17 protein-coding genes are annotated in these 20712 nt (G+C 61.8%); 8 read left to right on the top strand and 9 right to left on the bottom strand.

What is annotated here, in order from left to right:
- Positions 1-14 precede the first annotated feature (14 nt).
- Together RT21_RS09350 and RT21_RS09345 are read left to right on the top strand one after the other, a co-directional pair.
- A complete protein-coding gene (locus RT21_RS09350; protein ID WP_045425097.1) occupies positions 15-335 on the top strand; it encodes a hypothetical protein in 321 nt (106 codons plus the stop codon).
- Positions 336-517: 182 nt separating this feature from the next.
- Complete coding sequence (locus RT21_RS09345) at positions 518-1864, top strand: DEAD/DEAH box helicase (RefSeq protein WP_046162526.1); 1347 nt, start codon at positions 518-520, stop codon at positions 1862-1864.
- Positions 1865-1910: 46 nt separating this feature from the next.
- Here RT21_RS09345 and RT21_RS09340 read toward each other — a convergent pair whose 3' ends face one another.
- Positions 1911-2207, bottom strand: a complete 297-nt coding sequence (locus tag RT21_RS09340; RefSeq protein WP_046162525.1) for a hypothetical protein — start codon at positions 2205-2207, stop codon at positions 1911-1913.
- 153 nt (positions 2208-2360) lie between these two features.
- Here RT21_RS09340 and RT21_RS09335 point away from each other — a divergent pair, with 153 nt between their 5' ends.
- Positions 2361-2741, top strand: coding sequence for a hypothetical protein (locus RT21_RS09335; protein WP_046162524.1), 381 nt, complete (start codon positions 2361-2363; stop codon positions 2739-2741).
- 47 nt (positions 2742-2788) lie between these two features.
- On the opposite strand, the gene RT21_RS09330 is transcribed toward RT21_RS09335, so the two are convergent.
- From RT21_RS09330 to RT21_RS09305, 6 genes are all read right to left on the bottom strand, one after another.
- Entirely contained in the window at positions 2789-4900 is a 2112-nt protein-coding gene (locus RT21_RS09330; protein ID WP_046162523.1) for a glycoside hydrolase family 5 protein, read from the bottom strand.
- A gap of 504 nt (positions 4901-5404) precedes the next feature.
- The gene (locus RT21_RS09325) at positions 5405-7156 is read right to left on the bottom strand and encodes a S8/S53 family peptidase (RefSeq protein WP_046162522.1); all 1752 of its coding nucleotides are present in this window, start codon (positions 7154-7156) and stop codon (positions 5405-5407) included.
- Complete coding sequence (egtD, locus tag RT21_RS09320; protein ID WP_046162521.1) at positions 7153-8118, bottom strand: L-histidine N(alpha)-methyltransferase; 966 nt, start codon at positions 8116-8118, stop codon at positions 7153-7155. Before egtD ends, RT21_RS09325 begins: the two co-directional genes overlap by 4 nt.
- A gap of 3 nt (positions 8119-8121) precedes the next feature.
- Positions 8122-9417, bottom strand: coding sequence for an ergothioneine biosynthesis protein EgtB (gene egtB / locus RT21_RS09315; RefSeq protein WP_046162653.1), 1296 nt, complete (start codon positions 9415-9417; stop codon positions 8122-8124).
- A gap of 219 nt (positions 9418-9636) precedes the next feature.
- A complete protein-coding gene (locus RT21_RS09310) occupies positions 9637-10332 on the bottom strand; it encodes an SDR family oxidoreductase (protein WP_046162520.1) in 696 nt (231 codons plus the stop codon).
- 27 nt (positions 10333-10359) lie between these two features.
- Positions 10360-10671 carry a hypothetical protein gene (locus tag RT21_RS09305; protein ID WP_045425111.1) on the bottom strand — a complete coding sequence of 104 codons (312 nt, stop codon included), beginning with the start codon at positions 10669-10671 and terminating at the stop codon, positions 10360-10362.
- A gap of 122 nt (positions 10672-10793) precedes the next feature.
- Between RT21_RS09305 and RT21_RS09300 the strand changes: the two genes are divergently transcribed.
- Positions 10794-15203 (top strand): DEAD/DEAH box helicase, encoded by a 4410-nt coding sequence (locus RT21_RS09300; RefSeq protein ID WP_046162652.1) that lies wholly within the window; start codon positions 10794-10796, stop codon positions 15201-15203.
- A gap of 164 nt (positions 15204-15367) precedes the next feature.
- On the opposite strand, the gene rapA is transcribed toward RT21_RS09300, so the two are convergent.
- Complete coding sequence (rapA, locus tag RT21_RS09295; RefSeq protein WP_046162519.1) at positions 15368-18217, bottom strand: RNA polymerase-associated protein RapA; 2850 nt, start codon at positions 18215-18217, stop codon at positions 15368-15370.
- Between the two features lie 180 nt (positions 18218-18397).
- Between rapA and RT21_RS09290 the strand changes: the two genes are divergently transcribed.
- From RT21_RS09290 to ccoM, 4 genes are all read left to right on the top strand, one after another.
- The gene (locus tag RT21_RS09290) at positions 18398-18697 is read left to right on the top strand and encodes a hypothetical protein (protein ID WP_019341144.1); all 300 of its coding nucleotides are present in this window, start codon (positions 18398-18400) and stop codon (positions 18695-18697) included.
- Positions 18684-19310 carry an alpha-ketoglutarate-dependent dioxygenase AlkB family protein gene (locus tag RT21_RS09285; RefSeq protein WP_046162518.1) on the top strand — a complete coding sequence of 209 codons (627 nt, stop codon included), beginning with the start codon at positions 18684-18686 and terminating at the stop codon, positions 19308-19310. Before RT21_RS09290 ends, RT21_RS09285 begins: the two co-directional genes overlap by 14 nt.
- Positions 19307-19468 carry a hypothetical protein gene (locus tag RT21_RS23810; protein WP_177327077.1) on the top strand — a complete coding sequence of 54 codons (162 nt, stop codon included), beginning with the start codon at positions 19307-19309 and terminating at the stop codon, positions 19466-19468. Before RT21_RS09285 ends, RT21_RS23810 begins: the two co-directional genes overlap by 4 nt.
- A gap of 222 nt (positions 19469-19690) precedes the next feature.
- Positions 19691-19801: a cytochrome c oxidase subunit CcoM gene (gene ccoM / locus RT21_RS24290; RefSeq protein ID WP_045425123.1), complete on the top strand. Its 111-nt coding sequence runs from the start codon at positions 19691-19693 to the stop codon at positions 19799-19801.
- A gap of 326 nt (positions 19802-20127) precedes the next feature.
- Here the strand turns inward: ccoM and RT21_RS09275 are convergent, their stop codons facing one another.
- Positions 20128-20598 carry a MaoC family dehydratase gene (locus RT21_RS09275; RefSeq protein ID WP_046162517.1) on the bottom strand — a complete coding sequence of 157 codons (471 nt, stop codon included), beginning with the start codon at positions 20596-20598 and terminating at the stop codon, positions 20128-20130.
- Positions 20599-20712: the final 114 nt, after the last annotated feature.

Here is a 20712-nt window from a genome sequence, read left to right as displayed (position 1 = left end):
AGCCCACATAAAAAATGAAAAGACTTTGCTTCGCTGCGCTCGTCATCTTCCCACTGAGTGCGCTTGCCGTCAGCTACCCCGTGGACCTCGAGCAGGAGCTCAACGGCGCCGAGGTGCTGGCGAGCACCGAGACCATCGACCGCGATATGGCTGGCCTGGTACTGCAGAACCTTGGGGACCGCCCGGTCGAGTGTACCGCCTCGTTTCGCAACGGGCCGGAAATGCCGCGCACCCGACGGGTCACGCTCGAGTCAGGGGAAAGCAAGCCCATGACCGCCAAGTTCAAGCGCGATGTGATCCGCCTGCGCATCAAGCTGACCTGCGAGCCTCAGTGACATTGCCCTGACTCTCGCGCTATCAACGAGGCGGCGAGCGAAGCCAATGCCGTTTTTCACGAGCTGAACGTCCGGTTCTAGCTGTCGGTCAGCCTGTCGTCGCGCAGTACAAAGACGACTCTGCGCGCGTCGGACGGGTTACTCTATGCCACGTTTTTTTCGACTTGCTTGAGGTGTCACCCTTGTTTGACCAATTCGCCCTCCACGAACGCCTGCTTAAGGCGGTCGCCGAACTCAAATTCGTCGAGCCGACCCCGGTGCAGGTAGCGGCTATCCCCCCCGCGCTGGAAGGGCGTGATCTGCGGGTGACGGCCCAGACCGGCAGTGGCAAGACCGCCGCCTTCGTGCTGCCAATGCTCAATCGGCTGATCGGCGATGCCGTGGTGCGTACCGATGTGCGTGCGGTGATCCTGCTTCCGACCCGTGAGCTGGCCCAACAGACGCTCAAGGAAGTCGAACGCTTCTCGCAGTTCACCTTTATCAAGTCGGCGATGATCACCGGCGGCGAGGACTTCAAGGTCCAGGCGGCGATCCTGCGCAAGGTGCCGGACATCCTCGTCGGCACACCAGGTCGCATGATCGAACATCTCAACGCCGGTACCCTGATCCTCAAGGATGTCGAGTTGCTGATCCTTGACGAAGCCGACCGTATGCTCGACATGGGCTTCGCCGAAGACGTGCAGCGCCTGGTGGGAGAATGTGCCAAGCGTCAGCAGACCCTGTTGTTCTCGGCTACCAGCGGGGGCGCCGCGCTGCGCGAAATGAGCGCCGCCGTGTTGCGTGATCCGTTGCACCTGCAGCTCAACCGCGTTAGCGAGCTCAACGAAGGTACGCGCCAGCAGATCATCACGGCCGAAAACACCGAGCACAAAGAAAAGCTGGTGCATTGGCTGCTGGCCAACGAGACCTACAAGAAAGCCGTGATTTTCACCAACACCCGCGTACAGGCAGACCGTCTCTATGGCCGTCTGGTCGCGGAAGGCGTGAAGGCCTTCGTTCTACATGGCGACAAAGATCAAAAAGACCGAAAGCTGGCCATCGACCGGGTCAAGGAAGGCGGGGTCAAGGTGCTGGTGGCCACCGATGTGGCCGCGCGTGGGCTGGATATCGAAGGTCTGGATCTGGTGATCAACTTCGACATGCCGCGTTCGGGCGATGAATATGTACACCGGATCGGCCGCACCGGCCGCGCTGGGGCTGAAGGCTTGGCCATCTCGCTAATCTGCCACAACGACTGGAATCTGATGTCGAGCATCGAGCGCTACCTCAAGCAGCGCTTCGAACACCGCGTCATCAAGGGCCTGAAAGGCAGCTACATGGGGCCGAAGAATCTGAAGGCCTCGGGCAAGGCCGCCGGCACCAAGAAGAAAAAGGACGACAAGAAAAAAACCGCGGACAAGAAGGGCAAGGCCGCAGCCAAGCCAGTAGCCAAGCGACCGAAGAACGCCAAACGCGAAGCGCCGGCGTCACCGCTCGTCAGTCAGGACGGTCTCGCGCCTCTACGGCGGAAAAAGCCCGCAGCAGAATGATCTGCAATAGCCGGGGCGGCATCGCTGCCCTGGCTCGTTTCCATGCTTAGCGCTTTTCGGCCGGTGCGATATCGGCCTGCTTCTCCGCCTGCTCCACATGCATGATGCGCTTCTCGTAGGCTTCGCATTCGCTGCCCAACTGCTCGGCAGTCTGCTTGACCTCCATATCGCGCAACTCTTCATTGATCTCCGCGGCTCGCTTCGGATTGCTCTCCGTAAGGGCATTGACTCGATCAGCGAGCTGCTTGGCCTTGGCATTGATCTCGTCGGTAGTGCATTGGTCGGCGAGCACTGGCTGGCTGGCCAGCAGGGCAAGGGTAAAAGGGATGATCAGGCGTTTCATGGCGCGCTCCTTTATTAACGACCTATCTGGTGGATCGCCAGTGGCGCGCTTTAGTTCAGCCTTTTGCGGTTGCGCTGGATCGAACCATGCCGCGGCGGATGGGGTCCGAATAACAATGGCCGCCTCCCGAAGCGGCGCAACAGGAGAACGGACATGACCTACGACTGGGACTTGATGCTACGCCTGCTGCGCGAAGCGCAGAAATCTGGAAACGAGAGCTTCGCGCCACGTCAGTACGCTGACGAGCATGCCTTGGCGGCGGAAGAGGCCGGCCAGCCAATGCCCAACATGGATTCCTTGAAGGCTGAGGCGCAAAACTACGAGAGCCTGCTGTTCGAAGGTGGTTTCATGGTGACGCGTCCGGAGGAGCAAGGCGGCAATGGCGAGAATTTCGTGCTGACTGACCGAGGCGTGCGCCTGATGGAGATGCTTGAGGGTGGGGCAGGTCGAACCGAGAACCGTCGCCGTCTGGACGAAAAAGGTGAGGCGGCTTTGACCCCGGAAGTATTCGACAGCGTAGCGGCAGCAGGCTAACTGCCGGTAGGAAGACGCCCCGCCGATGCGGGGCGCCGGTTGGGTCTTTACCGCAGCGGACCAACGGCCCCGCAAGATTTGTTAGCGGCGTGCTTCTGTAATATCGGCAACTGAGGGCGAGGTTTGCCGCTTTTCACGTCCAGCGACAACGCATAGTCGCCCCACCAAGGCCCGGCTGCCCAGTACGTACTGGGAATGCAGTGCTGGCCCAGGTACTGGAGCAGGTTGTCCATGGCAACCACGGCCGATGGTGAGAAGTCCGGCGCCCCGTGCTCACCGATGAAGCCCCGCAGACGATATCGGGTCAGCCACTCGACGAAGGGTTTTGCGCGAACCACGCCAATCATCGGGTCGTATTTCTCGTAGCGGTTGGTGTAATAGCCCGAGTAATCCTTATCGAAATACAGATGGGCCTCGAACATCAGGTTGTTGTTTGGGTCGCGCATCCATGAGTCCTTCACCAGCTGAGTGTTGTAGGACGGCCAGTGGAAGGCGCTTGACCAGCGATCGCCCGCGATGACGACCCAGTTGTCGGCGTCCAGGGTGCGGATACTTTTTGCAGCAGCCAGTGCGGCGGCGGGCCACTTTCCGTTAGTGGTGTGGGGCTCGTTCATCAAGCCGTAGCCATAGACTGCCGGGTGGTTGGCGACCTTTTGCGCAATACGCCGCCAGGCATCGGCAAACGCGCTCACGGGCACCTCGTTGGATCCGATCATCTTGCCGTGGTAGCGGTAGTAGTTATGCATGTCGAGGATGACCTGCATGTTGTATTTCTTTGCATGGTCGAGCGTTGCCAGCATGCGGCCAAGCTCAACGCTGTTCAGCTCGCCGTTGAGTCGCGGCTGAATCCGTTCCCAGCGAAACGGCAGGCGCACCAGCTTCAGATTGCGCTCAGCGTAACGCTTGAAGTGAGCCTCTCCTGGATAGATGTACTGCTTCAGATACACACCGGGCAGTGCGACATCTGCACCGAACTCCGCGCCGGCCAGGTTGATGCCGACCAGATTGATCGGATTCGCCGGCGCCACTCCGTCGGCAGCGGGTGCTGTGCTGCCAGCGCTTGGGCTCGTATTGCTGAAGCCGGTGCTGCTAACCGAGATGGTGCGGGGATAACCTACAGCCTTGCCGTCGATAGGGCCGCCATCGACCATGACGGTCATGTTGCCGCCGGAATGGTAGATCAGCTTGATGGTGCGCACCTGGCCGCCGAAGAAACGGATTTTCGCGCCCTTGTGGAATGCCGCCTTGTTCTCCGCCGTCGCCTTGACCGAAATGCCGACGAATTTGCTGGTGTTGTACACGCCGTTGACGAAATCGCCGCCGTTAAATGCGTTGAGTGCAGTCGTCATGGAGGAGCCGGTCGCAGGTTGGCTAACGACCGGCTCTGGCGCCGGCGCAGCGGGCTTGCTTGGAGCAATTGGCGAAGCCGGAGCAGTGCTGCTGGTGGCCGAGAACAGCTTGTTCGGGTAGCCAAGTTTGCCGCTTAGGGTCGCCCCGGAAAGCATTAGGCTCATGTTCTTGCCGGACACATACACGGCGTTGATCTTGCGCACCTGGCCGTCAGCCAACTTCACCGAGGAGCCGACCTTGAAGGCAGAGCGGTTCGCGCTGCTGGCGGGAATCGAAAAACCTGCCGACCTGCGCCATACACCATTCAACCAGTCGTTATTCGTGTAGTTGTTGATTGCGCTGCTGTGAGATGAAGTATCAGCTGCGACGTTGTTGCTGGGCGCAGTTACGGCACTACCTGCAGCGGCACTTGCGCCAAGGGCCGAGACACTTTTCGGATGGCCATTGTTGGATGCATTCAGCGTCGCCCCCGAGAGCATCACGCTCATGTGGGCGCCTGAAAAGTAAACCACTTTGACGGTGCGGACCTGCCCGTCTGCCGTCCGGACCTGGGCGCCTTTCTTGAACGCTGCTTTATTGGCTGCTGTGGCTGGGATCGAAAGACCGGCCGACTGGCGCCAGCTACCTTTGAGCCATTGCGGACCGGTGAAGTCATTGACCTTGGCAGTGGCGACTGTCTGCAGAGCGGAAGCCGTCGAGGCTGCAGCGGCGTGGGCCGTCTGGATTGGGCTGATCATGCCTAGAGTGGCTGCGAATAACGCAGCACCGAGCAGCACGTTACGTGTGCTAACCGTCGCTTTGACGAGCATTGATATCTCCGAAACTTAATACGACAAAGGGCCGAAGCCCTTTAAAAAGTGCGAAGGCATCCAAAGACCCATGCATCGAACGAAGCACCGACCGTTGACGCCACCAGGCAACGCTTTAGCGCCTCAGGAAGTTCCCGGTCGCTGCGTGCATAGGCTTTATATAGATTGATTATTAAATTTTGAACTTATATTGGCGCCAAAAAATCACATAACTAAAAATATTTAATGGCTGATTGCTATATCGCCACTACATAGTGGCTTATAAGTATTGAAATGACATTATCAAGCAAGTTCCTGATTTAACTGAGTTTGAATGCGGGACTACGAAACTTGACGGCTAAATTGGCCGAGCGTCACCGCTTTGCTTGAGCGGTTTGACTTTGAATGGTCATGCGCCTGGTTTTATTGCAGAGTGTTTCAGAGCGAAGCCGCATTGTTCTAAGCGACTGCAGCTTGCAACCGTAAGGAAATAACGTGGTTGACGGGCCGTGGCCGGCCCGTTGATCAACGCACCTGTTGCAGGCTGTCGACAGTCAGTTCCAATGCTTTGCGCATGTCCAGGCGAGCGGAACGGCCAATGTCCTGATTGTCGAGCTGGTAGCTGCGCTCAGATGGCAGGATCGGCGCGGTCAGGTCATCGGCTTCTACTGCTTCGAAGTCGCTGTTGCGGCCGATGGTGAGCGCGCTTCGACGCAGCAGTTCACGCAGCTGTGCCGGCTCGAGGGCCGGGTTGATCGACAGCATCGCACCGACGACCCCCGTCACCATTGGCGTGGCATACGAGGTGCCGCAATGCACCTCACCGCGCTTGCCGAGTTCCAGCGTTGCCGCTCGGGTGCATGCCGAAGCGGTGATATCGACTCGCATGTCGATATTGGACGATGGGCGCTTGGTCACGTAGTCCGGGTGGTCTACCGGTACGTTCTTGCTGAAGTCGCGCTGATGCGCGCCCACCACCAGCAGTTGGTCAGTGATGAAGGAGGAGGGCAGCCGATAATCGTCCTGGCCGGAGTGCGCCGATCCGTTACCGGCGGAGTTCACCACCAGCACGTCCGGATGCTCGCGGCGCAACCAGAGGAAGAATTCCTCAAGCAGTTCTTCATAGCCGCTCATCGCCACGCCGGAGCGCACCAGTGAATCGATCTTCTCGCCGTCCACGTCGAGCGTGCCGACGCGGTGAATACCCCAACTCCAGTTCAGCACGCGCACGCCGTCCTCGACCAGATTGACCGAGGCCGCGACGTTGGCGGTGATGCCTGCATCCGAGTTGCGCCCGACGATCACCTCGAAGCCGGAGCTGGTCGGTTCCAGGGCGCTGAGGAAGCCGTTGTCGCCTGGGTCGACGCTGCGTGCCGCGAGGATGCCGGTGACACTGGTGCCGTGGTCCGCTGGAGACTCGGCATCACGCGCGTAGACGCAGGTGCGTGGCTTGGCTGGGTCGCAGCTGCCCAGGTAGGCCGCGAATTCGGGCGAATCGAAGTCGACGTCGCGCTCGATGATGCCAATCCGTACCGGATGGGTCTTGATGGAGGGTTTCTGGCCGGGCAGCCGGTGCAAATAGAAATCCACGGCATCGAGAAAGCGGTTGGCCACCCATTCACTGTTGCGAGGCTTGGTTTGCGTGTCTTCTTCCAGCGGCTCCTCGGCACCGGATTCCTCGATAACCACCGCATCCACGCTTGTTTCGCTACCCAGGCGCAGCACCAGCGCGTCGCGCTCGGTCAGGTTCTTGGCCGGCAACCGCAGCTGATAGGTATTGAGTGGGGCAATGGCGCCAACCACTTCGGCGCCATACTTCTTCGCCAGGCGTCGCGATTCCTCCAGTCCGTCGTGATCCTCTTCGATGATCAGGCTGACCAGGTCCACGTAGGTGGTCAGGCCATCCATGTTCTTGGCTACTTCGTCCGGGCTCGCCGGCACGACGTGGCTACCGTTGAGGGTGAGCCAGACCGGATTGCTGTGGCGATCGCCTTGCTCCAGCCAGAGCGGACCGCTCTGGTGATCCTTTCGGTTCAGTGTCAGGCGGAGTCGCCCATTCTGTTGCTGAGCGGTTTCGACGGGTTTGCCGCCTAGCATCACTTGCAGATCCGCCTTGGTCACGCCTTCGCTGCGCAGGCAGAACGTTAGCTGCTCGGTGGAAAACAGGTCGCCGCAGCGCTGAAGGTCCTTGAGTCGCAACGGTGGTTCCTCAGCAGCAGCGCTGCCTAGGCCAAGCGCGAGGGTGAGGGCGGATACGTATTGGGTGATGAGCCTCATGGACGACGTTGCAGGTAGTGCACGCTGAACAAATCCTGAGCATCGGTCCATTGGCCGCTGCAGTCGAAGCCGGCGCTATTGGCCAGGTCGGCAAACGACTGCAAGGTGTACTTGTAGGAGTTCTCGGTATGCAGGCTTTCACCCGCATCGAAATGGAACCGCTGGCCCTCGATCATCACATCCTGCGCCTCACGACTGACCAAGTGCATCTCTATCCGCGAGTCCTGCTCGTTGAAGAACGCCCGGTGGGTAAAACGCGACGGGTCGATATCACTATCGAGCTCCTGGCGGATGCGCTGCAACAGGTTGAGGTTGAACGCGGCCGTGACGTGGGCGCGATCGTTATAAGCCGCCTCCAGGACGCTGCGGTCCTTGACCAGATCGACGCCAATCAACAGGCCACCGCCCGGTGGCAGGATTGCATGCAGATGCCCGAGCAGTTTGCGAGCTTCCAGCGGGGTGAAATTGCCGATGCTCGAGCCCGGGAAAAACACCAGCGGATGATGCAAGGTGAAATCGTCCGGCAGCTTCAGCTCGTCTGAGAAATCTGCGCAGGCTGCGTGCACTTCGAGCCAGGGATAGTCTGCGGCGAGGCGCTGGGTACTCGTGAGCAGGAAGTCTTCAGAAATATCGATGCCAAGGTAACTGACCGGCCGCAGCCCCTCGAGCAGCAGGCGTACCTTGCGGCTGGCACCGCTGCCCAGCTCGATCAGATCGGTCTGTGGGCCGGCGATTTCCAGTATCTCGTTTGCCGCCTTGGCGAGGATCTTTTCCTCGGTGCGGGTCACGTAGTACTCGGGCTGCAGACAGATCTGCTCGAACAGTTCCGAGCCGCGTCGGTCGTAGAAAAACTTCGGCGAGATGTGTTTCGGCGATGCAGCGAAACCTTCCAGTGCCTCGTCGCGCAGGGAGCTGTCGTGGGTCGGCTGCGTCTGGTCATGAAAGTGTACGGCTAGTGCCATGTTTCATAGCTCCCTGGCCAGGCGCAGCCCGGCGAATTGCCAGCGCATCGCCGGCTGAAAAAAGTTGCGGTAGGTGGCGCGGATGTGCGACTCAGGAGTGGCGCAACAACCGCCGCGCAAGACCATCTGACCGGACATGAACTTGCCGTTGTATTCGCCCAGGCTGCCTTCCAGCGGATGGAAGCCGGGGTAGGGCCGATAGGCACTGGCGGTCCATTCCCAGACATCACCGAACAACTGTGCCGGCCCCTCATGCGGCACGCTGGCACAAACAGGTTGCAGATGGTCGCTTTCCAGAAAGTTACCGCGCCGTGGCTGGTCGGTGGCGGCGACCTCCCATTCGGCTTCCGTGGGCAGCCTGGCGTCGGCCCAGCGTGCATAAGCGTCCGCTTCATAGAAGCTGATGTGGCAGACGGGCGCTTCCAGGTCCAGTGGCTGTAATCCGGCAAGTGTCATTTCGCACCAGCCGCCGTCCTCACGATGCCAATACAGCGGGGCGTTCCAGCCGTGCTGGCGGATATGCGCCCAGCCATCGGATAGCCAGAGTTCGCTTCGCGCGTAGCCGCCGTCTGCGATGAACGACAGGTACTCGCGGTTGCTGACCAAGCGGTCGGCCAACTGAAAATCTTCGACGAATTGGCGGTGCCGCGGCGTCTCGCAATCAAAGGCGAAGCCACTACCAGCATGGCCGATATGACGCACGCCACCGGCATAGCTGTGCCAGCGAACACGGTCGTTATGCCGTGCGGGTGCAGGTTTTAAGTCGCTGCGATAGACAGGGTGCAGCGGGTTCTGCGCAAGGATGTGCTTGATGTCCATCAACAGCAATTCCTGATGCTGTTGCTCGTGCTGCAAGCCCAGCTCGACCCGGTGCATGATTTCGGCGGCGTGCTGTTGTGGCGGATGGGTCAGCAGCTCGCCCATTGCCCGGTCGACATGCTGGCGGAACCGGTAGACGTCCTCTACGCCAGGGCGCGAGATCAGCCCGCGCTGAACCCGTGGGAACGGCGTGCTGTGGGTTTCGTAGTAGGAATTGAACAGGTGGTCGTAAGCCGCATTCAGTGGCTTGTAGCCTGGCAGATAAGGCTTGAGCAGAAATGCCTCGAAAAACCAGCTGATATGCGCCAGGTGCCATTTCGGCGGGCTGACGTCGGGCATGCTCTGGATGACGTAGTCTTCGATCTGCAGCGGTGCACAAATTGCTTCACTGGTGGCGCGAATCTGCTGGAAACGCTGCAGCAGGTGATCCATATCGGCCAGGACCGGTTGCTGTTTCGGCTGTTGTGCCAGGTTACCCATGGACATCCCCCTGATCGATGCATGGAGCGGCCAAAAACCGCCTCTATAAGCGACCCGAAGCGAGGCGCAAAAGTTTCTGCGGCGTGCGGCTGGTCGCCTCTTTGAAGATATTCATGAAAGCAGCCCAGCGATGAATCGCCAGGCCGCTCAACGCTCATCCGCCTCCATCATCTGCTGTTCCACAGCTTGGCCGGTCCAGCCTGAAAAGAAACCGACCGGCTAATCGGTCTCCACCGGCGGGACTGGCCGGATCAGAATCTCATTGACGTCGACATGGCCTGGTTGCGACAGCGCGTAGACCACCGCGCGAGCAATGTCGTCGGGCTGTAGCGCATAGGGGGGCGGCTGATCGAACAGCGGTGTATCGACCATGCCCGGTTCGATCAGCGTGACGCGCACGCCGGTGCCGCGCAGCTCTTCGCGCACGCTCAGGCCCATGCCGGTCACCGCCCATTTGCTGGCGCTGTACATGGAGCCGGGGATCACGAAGCGGCCCGCGGCTGAGCCGGTCAGCAGCAAATGGCCACGGCTGGCCTTGAGCGCTTCGAGGCTGCAGCGCAGCGTCAGGCCGACGCCGTAGACGTTGGTGAGCAGCATCTCGCGCCAGATTTCGGGATCGGCGCCGCTGAAGCCGCCTTCGCTGCCCGGCATGCCGGCATTGGCATAGACCGCATCGAGCTGGCCGAAATGAGCCAGTACCTGCTCCACCATGGCCTGTTGCTCGGCGTATTCCTTCACGTCACAGCGGATCGCCAGCGCACGCTCGCGTCCGCCAAGCTCGTTCACCAGTCGCGTCAATTTGTCCTCGGAGCGCGAGGCGAGGGCAACGCGGTACCCGGCCTCGGCCGCGAGGCGGGCAGTGGCAGCGCCTATCCCGGAGGAGGCGCCGGTGATCAGAAGTACCGGGTCGCTCATGGTCGTCCTCGTCAACTGGCAGAAGCCTCAATAGTTCGGCGGGGTTTCCGGGATGCCGGTGTCGTCATCGAGGGCTGGCATGGTCCAGGGCTCGAGGCGCTGATCCTTGTCTTCGACATCCAGCCTGGCTTGCTCGATAACGCTGCCGAGGCGCTGTGGGCTGGTGTATTCCTCGCGTGACACGTTGGCAACGCGTAGCACTTCGGTACCGCTGCCCGACATCACGGTAAAGCCGAAGCTGTCGTCGTCAGGGTTGGCGCTGGTCACGCAACCGCAAGGTAGAAAGGCTTCTGAAACGAGCTGCATCGCTTCGTCCAGGTTCAAGGCTTGGTTGCTCATGGGTTTCTCCGTCTTCGGGCTGTATGAAGTGGACCGCCAAGCGGCGCTGCCGTTTCCTTTGACGCGACGGGATGTGCTGAGTCGGCCTTGTGGATGAGCCGCTGCGGCAGCATATTCAGGAGATGACAGACTCTCTCGTCCATGCAGCGCTGGCTGCGTTCCACCCTGCCGTGGCCGGCTGGTTCGGTTGCAGCTTTCCGGCGCCGACTCCCGCTCAGGCCCGCGCCTGGCCTCTGATACGCGCGGGTCAGTCGACGCTGGTAGCAGCGCCGACTGGCTCGGGCAAGACGCTCACGGCCTTTCTCGCCGCCATTGACCAGTTGGTGCAGCAGGGCATTGCCGAAGGCGGTCTCCCGGACCAGACCTCGGTACTCTACGTCTCGCCGCTCAAGGCGTTGTCCAACGATATCCACGTGAATCTGGAACAGCCGCTGGCGGGTATCTCCGCGCAGCTGCAAGCGCTCGGTCTGCCACCGCTGGAAATTCGCACCGCTGTGCGCACCGGCGACACGCCGCAGGCCGAGCGCGCGGCGATGCGCAAACGGGTGCCGCATATTCTGGTGACCACGCCGGAATCGCTTTATGTGCTGCTCGGTTCCGAGTCCGGTCGGCAAATGCTGGCCGGTGTACGCAGCGTGATCGTCGATGAGATTCATGCCATCGCCGGTAACAAGCGTGGCAGCCATCTGGCGCTGTCGCTGGAACGGCTGGAGGCGTTGTGCGCACGTCCGCTGGTGCGGGTCGGCCTGTCGGCAACGCAGAAACCCATCGAGGCAGTTGCTGATTTTCTGGTCGGTGCGGGGCGCCGCTGCGAAATCGTCGATGTGGGCCACGGCCGAGCGCGTGACCTGGCGCTGGAGGTGCCACCGGTCCCGCTGGAAGCGGTAATGAGCAACGATGTCTGGGAGCTGGTGTACGACCGGCTTGCCGCATTGGCGGCTGAACATCGGACCACTCTGGTTTTCGTCAACACCCGGCGCATGGCCGAACGGGCCGCGCGGCATCTCAGTGAGCGTCTCGGCAACGCAGTGGTCGCCGCCCATCACGGCAGCCTGGCGCGCGAGCAACGGCTGGATGCCGAGCAGCGCCTCAAGCGCGGCGAGCTTCGGGTGTTGGTGGCTACTGCTTCGCTGGAGTTGGGCATCGATATCGGTAATGTAGAACTGGTCTGCCAGCTGGGCTCGCCGCGCTCGATTTCCGCCTTCCTGCAACGCGTCGGGCGCGCCGGGCATCAGGTCGGTGGCGTGTCCAAGGGGCGTCTGTTTCCCAGCTCACCCGACGATTTGATCGAATGCGCCGCCTTGCTCGACAGCGTGCGTCGCGGTGAGCTGGATACGCTGGTGATTCCCAAAGCGCCACTGGACGTGCTGGCGCAGCAGATCGTGGCCGAGGTGTCGTGCCAGGAGTGGCAGGAGGCGGCGCTGTTGACGCTGATTCGCCGGGCCATGCCTTACGCACAATTGAGCGAGACGGACTATCAGGCGCTGCTGGCAATGCTCGCCGAGGGCTACACCACCCGTCACGGTGCGCGCGGCGCATATCTGCACCGTGACTTGGTCAGCCGCAGCCTTCGCGGGCGACGCGGCGGCCGTCTGACCGCGCTAACCTCCGGCGGCACCATCGCTGACAATGCCGACTATTCGGTCCTGCTCGAACCCCAGGGCTTCAATATCGGCACGGTCAACGAGGATTTTGCCGTTGAGAGTCTTGCCGGTGACGTCTTCCAGCTGGGCAATACCTCCTACCGCATCATCAAGGTTGAATCTGGGCGGGTGCGGGTAGAAGACGCGCAAGGCCAGCCGCCGAATATCCCGTTCTGGATAGGCGAGGCGCCCGGGCGTAGCGACGAGTTATCCGCAGCGGTGGCGCGACTGCGAGGGGAGGTTGATGAGCGTCTGGCGAAAGCTGAGTCTCGTAGGAGCCAGCTTGCTGGCGATGCTTTTACGCGGCCTGGGATCGCCAGCGAGCTGGCTCCTACAACGCCGGAAACTACCGAGGCCACATCAAAGCTGCAGCTTGCCATCGACTGGCTCACCGACACCCTTGGCCTGCCAGACGCCGCGGCGCGCCAGATCGTCGAGTACCTGGCGCGCGCCCGTTCCGCGCTGGGCGCGCTGCCGACGCAGCAGCGGTTGATCATGGAGCGCTTCTTCGACGAGTCCGGCGGCACCCAGCTGGTTATTCACTCGCCGTTCGGCAGCCGGATCAACCGTGCCTGGGGCCTGGCGCTGCGCAAGCGCTTCTGCCGCACCTTCAACTTCGAGCTCCAGGCCGCGGCGACCGAGGATGCGATCATCTTCTCGCTGTCCACCAGTCACAGCTTCCCGCTCGATGAGGTGTGGCGCTACCTACACCCTAACAGCGCCGAGGCGGTGCTGATCCAGGCACTGCTCGATGCGCCGTTGTTCGGGGTGCGCTGGCGTTGGAACGCGACTACCGCTCTGGCGCTGCCGCGGATGGCCGGCGGGCGCAAGGTGGCCCCGCAACTGCAGCGAATGAAGAGTGAAGATCTGCTTGCCACCGTGTTCCCGGACCAGGTCGCCTGCCTGGAGAACATCGTCGGCGAGCGGGAGGTGCCGGATCATCCGCTGGTTGCACAGACGCTCAATGACTGCCTGCACGAGGCCATGGACAGCGAAGGCTGGCTGGCGCTGTTGCGGCGCATCGAGGCGGGCCAAATCGAGCTGCTGGCGCGCGACCTGCCGACACCGTCGCCGCTGGCCATGGAAGTGCTGGGCGCGCGGCCGTACGCCTTTCTCGACGATGCACCACTGGAAGAGCGCCGAACCCAGGCCGTGCTCAATCGCCGCTGGACCGACCCTGAATCTTCCGACGACCTCGGTGCGCTGGACGCTGCGGCGATCGAGGCGGTGGGCGAGGAAGCCTGGCCCCAGGCACGCAATCCGGACGAGTTGCACGAAGCGCTGACGGGGCTCGGCTGCATCGCTGAAGTGGAAGTGCAGGCCGATCCCCAGTGGCTGGCCTGGCTGAGCGAACTGGCTCGTGGCGGGCGCGCAACGCGGATGCAGGTCGCGCAGGATCGCGCGCTCTGGTTACCCATCGAGCGTCTGGCGCTGTTGCAGTCGATCTATCCCAGCGCTCGTTGCGAGCCGGTCCTCAAACCGTTGCCCGGCTTCGATCAGAAATCGAGCGAAGACGACGCGTTGGTCGAGCTGATCCGCGCGCGCCTGACCGGCTTCGGCCCCTTGCCGGTACCGCTGATCGCTCGGCCGCTGGCCTTGCCGGCCTCGGCGGTTGCGCTGGCGCTGACGCGCCTGGAGTCCGAGGGCTATGTGTTACGCGGCCGCTTTACGCCTGGCGCACGTGAAGATGAGTGGTGCGAGCGGCACCTGCTGGCGCGTATCCATCGTTACACAGTCAAGCGCCTGCGCCGCGAAATCGAACCGGTCGAGCGCGCTGATTTCATGCGGTTTCTATTCGACTGGCAGCACCTATCCGAGGCCACGCGAATGCAGGGCCCCGAGGCGCTCGATACCGTGGTCGAGCAACTGGAAGGTTTCCAAGCCGCTGCGGGCGCTTGGGAAAGCGACCTGCTGCCTGCGCGCTTGAAGGATTACGGCGGCACTTGGCTCGATGAGTTATGTCGTTCCGGGCGCATCGTCTGGACGCGTCTGGCCGGGCGGATCAAAGCCAGCAGCGGGCCGGTGCGCGGCACGCCCATCGTGCTACTCCCGCGCCGGCAGCTGGCAGCCTGGTATGCACTGGCCAGCGAGGCGCCGCAGCCCGAGCTTTCTTCACGCGCGCAGCGGGTGTTCGAGACGTTGCAAGGGCAGGGTGCTTTGTTCTTCGACGAACTCCAGCAGGAGGCACGCCTGTTGCGCAGCGAACTGGAGGATGCTCTGGGTGAGCTGGTCGCGGTAGGGCTGGTCAATGCCGACAGCTTCGCCGGTCTGCGGGCGCTACTAGCGCCCGCTGTGAAGCGTTCACGCAGCACCCGACAGAGCCGCGGCGGCCCTTTCATCGGCGGCATGGCCGATGCCGGCCGTTGGGCGCTGGTGCGCAAAGGCACGCCAGCGCCGGTCGAGACCTCGGCGCGTCGGCCCGCACTCGACCCCGAAGCGCTGGAGCACATTGCGATGACCTTGCTGCGTCGCTACGGCGTGGTGTTTTGGCGATTGCTGGACCGGGAGGCGGATTGGCTGCCGCCCTGGAGGGATCTTCTGCGGGTCTACCATCGGCTCGAAGCGCGGGGAGACATTCGCGGCGGGCGTTTCGTGGCGGGCGTGCCGGGCGAACAGTTCGCCTTGCCCGAAGCGGTTGGCCTGCTGCGTGAGGTACGTAAGCGCCCGCTGGCCGGCGAGATGATTGCGGTTTCGGCAGTCGACCCGTTGAATCAGGTCGGCACGCTGCTACCTGGCGAGCGCGTACCCGCTATTGCAGGCAACCGCATCCTCTATCGTGACGGTGTACCCCTGGCGTTGCTGATTGCCGGAAAACCGGAGCTGCTCGCAGAGCTGGACGAAGACGACCAGCGAAAGGCCAGGCAGCTGCTGGCGGTGGCGCGGCGTTAGTACTGCACCGACTCCCATGGTGGGAAGGGTTGAACGTGCGAGATCGGTCGTTCGGTTGCATGTGATTGATCTCGATGGACAAGTACTGAAAAAACGTCCGGAGACGCAAACAAGAAGGCCGGCTGCGATCGCTCGCAGCCGGCCTTCTCGTACCGCGATAAACCTCAGCCGGCGACCAGCACGCGGATCGCCTCCAGACGCAGACCCGCCTTCTCCAGCATCGACAGGCCTTCCTCGCGCTGCTTGCGCACGGCTTCGATCTCGCTATCGCGCACGCTCGGGTTGACCGCTTGCAGTGCCGTCAGGCGCGTCAGCTCTTCGTCGAGGCTCGCCTTCAGCTTGCGCTGCGCTTCGGCGACGCGCTCGGTGTGGCGCGGGGTGACCTTGGCTTCCGCGTCGGCGATCTGCTTGGCCAGTACGTCGCGTTGGGCCTGGACGAACTTGTTGGCGCTTGCGCGAGGCACGCTTTCCAGCTGATCGGTCAGGGTTTCGAACGCGACTTTCGAAGCCAGGTCATTGCCGTTCGAATCCAGCAGGCAGCGCAGCGCCAAAGGCGGGAGGAAGCGATTGAGCTGCAGCGCACGCGGCGCCACCACTTCGCTGACATACAGCAGTTCCAGCAGCACGGTACCGGGCTTGAGTGCCTTGTTCTTGATCAGCGCGACCGCGGTGTTGCCCATGGAGCCGGACAGCACCAGGTCCATGCCGCCCTGCACCATGGGGTGTTCCCAGGTCAGGAACTGCATGTCTTCGCGGACCAGCGCCTGCTCACGGTCATAAGTAACGGTGACCGCCTCGTCGTCGCCGAGCGGGAAGCTGGCGTCGAGCATTTTTTCACTGGGGCGCAAGATCAGGGCGTTCTCGGAATGGTCTTCGCTGTCGATACCGAAGGCGTCGAACAGTTCTTCCATATAAATTGGAAGGGCGAACTGGTCGTCCTGCTCTTCGATGGCTTCGACCAGCGCCTTGCCTTGTTCGCCACCCCCGGAGTTGAGTTCTAGCAGGCGGTCGCGGCCGGCGTGCAGGTCGGCTTCCAGCCGCTGGCGCTCGGCGCTGGCCTCTTCGATGAGCTTCTGGAACTCGTCGTCGTCACCTTCTTCCAGCTGATTCAACAGGCGCGGCCCGAACTGATGCTGCAGGGCGTTGCCGGTGGGGCAGGTGTTGAGGAAGGCATTGAGCGCTTCGTGGTACCACTTGAACAGACGTTCCTGCGGGCTGGTTTCCAGATAGGGCACGTGCAGCTGAATGACATGTGCCTGACCGATCCGGTCGAGACGGCCGATGCGCTGCTCGAGCAAATCCGGGTGCGCCGGCAGATCGAACAGCACCAGATGGTGGGCGAACTGGAAGTTACGGCCTTCACTGCCGATCTCGGAACAGATCAGCACCTGCGCGCCGAACTCTTCGTCGGCGAAGTAGGCGGCGGCGCGGTCGCGCTCGAGGATGCTCATGCCTTCATGGAATACGGTGGCGGGGATGCCGGAGCGCACGCGTAGCGCGTCCTCCAGATCCAGCGCAGTCTCGGCGTGGGCACAGATGACCAGCACCTTGAACTTCTTAAGCATTTTCAGCGTGTCGATCAGCCACTCGGCGCGCGGATCGAAGGTCCACCAGCGGTTCTGCGCGTCCGGCTCTTCCTGCTGGCTCTGGAAGCTGACTTCCGGATACAGCTCGGCGTGCTCACCCAACGGCAGCTCCAGGTACTCGGCGGGGCAGGGCAGCGGATAGGGATGTAGCTGACGCTCAGGGAAACCGCGCACAGCGGCGCGGGTGTTGCGGAACAAGAGGCGGCCTGTGCCGTGGCGGTCGAGCAGCTCGCGGATCAGGCGGCTGCTGGCTTCGATGTCGCCATCGGTGGCCGCGGCAAGCAGCGCTTCACCTTCGGCGCCGAGGAAGTCATGGATGGTCTGGTGCGCTTCCTGCGACAGCCGGCCTTCGTCGAGCAGTTCCTGCACCGCGCGGGCGACCGGCTGATAGCTGGCGCTCTCGGCGCGGAAGGCTTCAAGGTCATGGAAACGATTCGAGTCGAGCAGACGCAGGCGAGCGAAGTGGCTTTCCTGGCCGAGCTGTTCGGGCGTTGCGGTCAGCAGCAGAACGCCTGGTATGACTTCAGAGAGCTGTTCGACCAGCTTGTATTCGGCACTGGCGTTTTCCGGGTGCCAGACCAGGTGATGCGCTTCGTCCACAACCAGCAGATCCCAGCCGGCGGCAAAGGCAGCGTCCTGAGCGCGCTCGTCATCCTTCAGCCATTCCAGCGAGACCAGTGCGAGCTGGGTGTCTTCGAAGGGGTTGCTGGCATCGCTCTCGATGAAACGCTCGTCATCGAACAGTGCGACCTCCAGATTAAAGCGGCGGCGCATTTCCACCAGCCACTGATGCTGAAGATTTTCCGGAACCAGGATCAACACGCGCTTGGCGCGGCCAGAGAGCAGCTGGCGATGGATCACAAGGCCGGCTTCGATGGTCTTGCCCAGGCCCACTTCGTCCGCGAGCAAAACGCGCGGAGCGATTCGGTCGGCGACTTCACGAGCAATATGCAGCTGGTGTGCAATGGGTTGCGCACGCACGCCGCCCAGGCCCCACAGCGAAGAAGTCAGCTGTTTGCTCTGGTTTTCCAGGGTGTGGTAACGCAGCTTGAACCAGTTCAGCGGGTCGATCTGCCCGGCGAACAGGCGATCACTGGCAAGGCGGAACTGGATAAAGTTCGACAGTTGGGTTTCCGGCAGCGTGCGGGCTTCGCTCTGTGCGGTCAGGCCGTGATAGACCAGCAGGCCATCGACATCGTCGACCTCGCGCACTGTCATCTTCCAGCCTTCGAAATGCGTGATCTCGTCGCCCGGAACAAAACGAACACGGGTCAGCGGGGCGCTGCGGGCGGCGTACTGGCGAGTCTCACCCGTTGCGGGATAGAGCACGGTGAGCATGCGGCCATCTTGCATGAGGATGGTTCCCAGACCGAGTTCCGCTTCGCTGTCGCTGATCCAGCGTTGCCCCGGTAGATACTGCTGCGCCATGCCCTGCCTCCCGCTGTAAAAAAGCCAGGTATATTAACGGAACACTGCCGATAGAGCGACGACAGATACCGCGCCAGTCAGTGTAGCGTTGCTGTTAAAGTCGACAGCAGGTTAAGCGTTCGGTTGGTTCAGGACTGCCCGAATGGCGCTTGATCTTGGCGTTGCTTTTGGAGAGCACAAATGCTGCCAGTTATTCCACCCGGTACAGTCCAGGTCACCGCGCAACAGGACGTGGTCAAGCCGAGACCTGATATCGCGCCGGTGACGCCCGTTCAGCCGAGCGCCAACGAAAGCTCGGTGGGCCTCGATCGTCGTCACCCGCAGGAAGCCGAGCAGATGCTTCGCGACGAGCAACGCAGGCGGCAGCGTCGTCGCGGCTATACCGCTCAGGAGCTGGCCGAAGGCGAGACCGCCGAAGAAGATCAGGCCGCCCTTGAAGAGCTTCCGCGACAGGGGTTATGGGTGGATGTCGAGGTTTGATCTGTCTGGGGCTGCCAACAGCGAGGTGATCGAACTGCCAGACGCGGATCTGCGCTATTTCCCGCAATGGGTCGATCCAGGCCTGGCGGACCAATGGCTGTCGCAGCTTTCAGCGCAGACGCCATGGTCTCAACCACAGATCAAACTCTATGGCCGCAGCATCGCCGTGCCGCGACTGGTCGCCTGGTATGGCGATGCTGACGCGCTCTACCAGTATTCAGGCCTCACTCACGAACCGCTTCCCTGGACGCCATTGCTGGCTGATATCCGCCAACAGGTGGAACGGCAGGTCGGCCAGTCATTGAACGGTGCGCTGCTCAATTTCTATCGCGACGGGCAAGATGCCATGGGCTGGCACAGCGATGACGAGCGAGAGCTGGGCCATCAGCCTTTAGTAGTCTCGCTCAATCTGGGCGCAACGCGGCGTTTCGATTTTCGTCGCAAGGGAACCAACAGGATTGCGCACTCCATCGCGCTCGAGCATGGATCGCTGCTGGTCATGAGCGGTCTCACGCAGCATCATTGGCAGCACCAGATCGCCAGAACACGAAAGGTCCGAGCACCGCGCCTCAACCTGACTTTCCGCCAGATCATCCGCGAGCCCATCCTATGAGCAGTGAAGAAACGCTGATCGACTTCAGCGCTGAACGTGAAAAGCGCATCCACGACATCAAGGAAAAGCGACTCGTCGAGATGCGCCAGGCCTTCGAGCAAGTGCTACCGCTGAGCAAGCCGAAGAAGAAGCCCAAGACCAAGCCGAAAAAGCGCTGACAGGTCTCTCTGACCGTCCGTTTCCAAGCCAGTGCAATAGCCGATCGCGTGGCTTCTGTTCCGCTGCATCCTTCTGACACCCCGTTTTTTTGATCCAGATCAGCTCCTGCGGAGCCTTTGTTCAAAGGCTCCGCAGCGATTGACGTCGGTCAATTTTTTTATCGGCGGAGAGGAAGACTATGCAGCCATCAGACAGCGAAACAGCTTTGGAGGTAGGAAATCATGTTCGTCGATAATGTGGTGCTCGCAGGGGTGGTCACGGTCGGCCTTATGGTCGCCTTCCTCGGCGGTTTCGGATATTTCATCTGGCGGGACGCGCATAAGAAGCGGTGATCCGGCTAGAGGCAAAGAGCACGCAAGGCATTTGGGCGACTTAGGTCGCCCTTTTTTTTGTCTGCGTTTCAGCGGCGGCGCTGGGGTCGCATGAACCGAGTGGCGGGTTCAGGGCGGGATATCGGTTCATTGGTGCACTGTGGCTTGGCGTCTTAGCGTGTGCTTGAGGCTGCTCCCCGGGGTACCGATGCGCCTCATGTCGCTGGGGCCAGTCAATTGCCGAAGGGCGACAATCAGACGCCCTGGTGCGTGGGCCTCCCTGCATAGTTCAGCAGCCGTCAAACGATGGGCTTGTGCGGCGGAAGGCTCTAGCGATCTTCGTTGACTCAGCCAATTGTGACCGGGGGCAGGGCTTTGATTTCGACGGTCTGTGCCTTGCGGGGGGCGAGAATTTCGGCCTCGCCGTCAACGACCATCTCGTCGCGCTGGTTGAATACCTGAGTGGCGATGCGGACGCGAAATTTTGGCAGCTTCTCGAGAATTTCCAGGCGCACGGTCAGCGTATCGCCCAGCTTGACGGGAAGAACGAAACGCATCGTCTGCCCAATATAGATAGTGCCGGGCCCTGGCAACTCGCACGCCACGGCTGCGCTGATCAGTGCGCCGCTGAACATGCCATGGGCGATGCGCTCACGGAAGATCGTCGAGGCGGCGAATTCGGCATCCAGGTGGACCGGGTTGTGGTCGCCTGACATTGCGGCGAACAATTGAATGTCGCGTTCTTCTACGGTCTTGCTGTAGGTGGCCTTTTGGCCCACTTCCAGGTCAGCGTAGGGGGTATTGCTCAATGTGCTCATGCGTAAACCTCAGAATACGGAAACGGACGGTAGGGCCGGCCTCGACAGAAGCCGCGGCAGGAAATGGCGGGCGCGCCGGTGCGGGCGCTTGGGTGGCAGCATTCTAGAGGTCTG

The organism is Pseudomonas sp. 10B238, assembly GCF_000970615.1.
Taxonomy (GTDB): domain Bacteria; phylum Pseudomonadota; class Gammaproteobacteria; order Pseudomonadales; family Pseudomonadaceae; genus Stutzerimonas.
This window is presented reverse-complemented; position numbering and strand designations above follow the sequence as displayed.

Coding starts and splice junctions, on each gene's coding strand:
- RT21_RS09350 (WP_045425097.1), top strand. CDS start 15: ATGAAAAGACTTTGCTTCGCTGCGCTCGTCATCTTCCCACTGAGTGCG.
- RT21_RS09340 (WP_046162525.1), bottom strand. CDS start 2,207: ATGAAACGCCTGATCATCCCTTTTACCCTTGCCCTGCTGGCCAGCCAG.
- RT21_RS09335 (WP_046162524.1), top strand. CDS start 2,361: ATGACCTACGACTGGGACTTGATGCTACGCCTGCTGCGCGAAGCGCAG.
- RT21_RS09330 (WP_046162523.1), bottom strand. CDS start 4,900: ATGCTCGTCAAAGCGACGGTTAGCACACGTAACGTGCTGCTCGGTGCT.
- RT21_RS09325 (WP_046162522.1), bottom strand. CDS start 7,156: ATGAGGCTCATCACCCAATACGTATCCGCCCTCACCCTCGCGCTTGGC.
- egtD (WP_046162521.1), bottom strand. CDS start 8,118: ATGGCACTAGCCGTACACTTTCATGACCAGACGCAGCCGACCCACGAC.
- egtB (WP_046162653.1), bottom strand. CDS start 9,417: ATGGGTAACCTGGCACAACAGCCGAAACAGCAACCGGTCCTGGCCGAT.
- RT21_RS09310 (WP_046162520.1), bottom strand. CDS start 10,332: ATGAGCGACCCGGTACTTCTGATCACCGGCGCCTCCTCCGGGATAGGC.
- RT21_RS09305 (WP_045425111.1), bottom strand. CDS start 10,671: ATGAGCAACCAAGCCTTGAACCTGGACGAAGCGATGCAGCTCGTTTCA.
- RT21_RS09300 (WP_046162652.1), top strand. CDS start 10,794: ATGACAGACTCTCTCGTCCATGCAGCGCTGGCTGCGTTCCACCCTGCC.
- rapA (WP_046162519.1), bottom strand. CDS start 18,217: ATGGCGCAGCAGTATCTACCGGGGCAACGCTGGATCAGCGACAGCGAA.
- RT21_RS09290 (WP_019341144.1), top strand. CDS start 18,398: ATGCTGCCAGTTATTCCACCCGGTACAGTCCAGGTCACCGCGCAACAG.
- RT21_RS09285 (WP_046162518.1), top strand. CDS start 18,684: ATGTCGAGGTTTGATCTGTCTGGGGCTGCCAACAGCGAGGTGATCGAA.
- RT21_RS23810 (WP_177327077.1), top strand. CDS start 19,307: ATGAGCAGTGAAGAAACGCTGATCGACTTCAGCGCTGAACGTGAAAAG.
- ccoM (WP_045425123.1), top strand. CDS start 19,691: ATGTTCGTCGATAATGTGGTGCTCGCAGGGGTGGTCACGGTCGGCCTT.
- RT21_RS09275 (WP_046162517.1), bottom strand. CDS start 20,598: ATGAGCACATTGAGCAATACCCCCTACGCTGACCTGGAAGTGGGCCAA.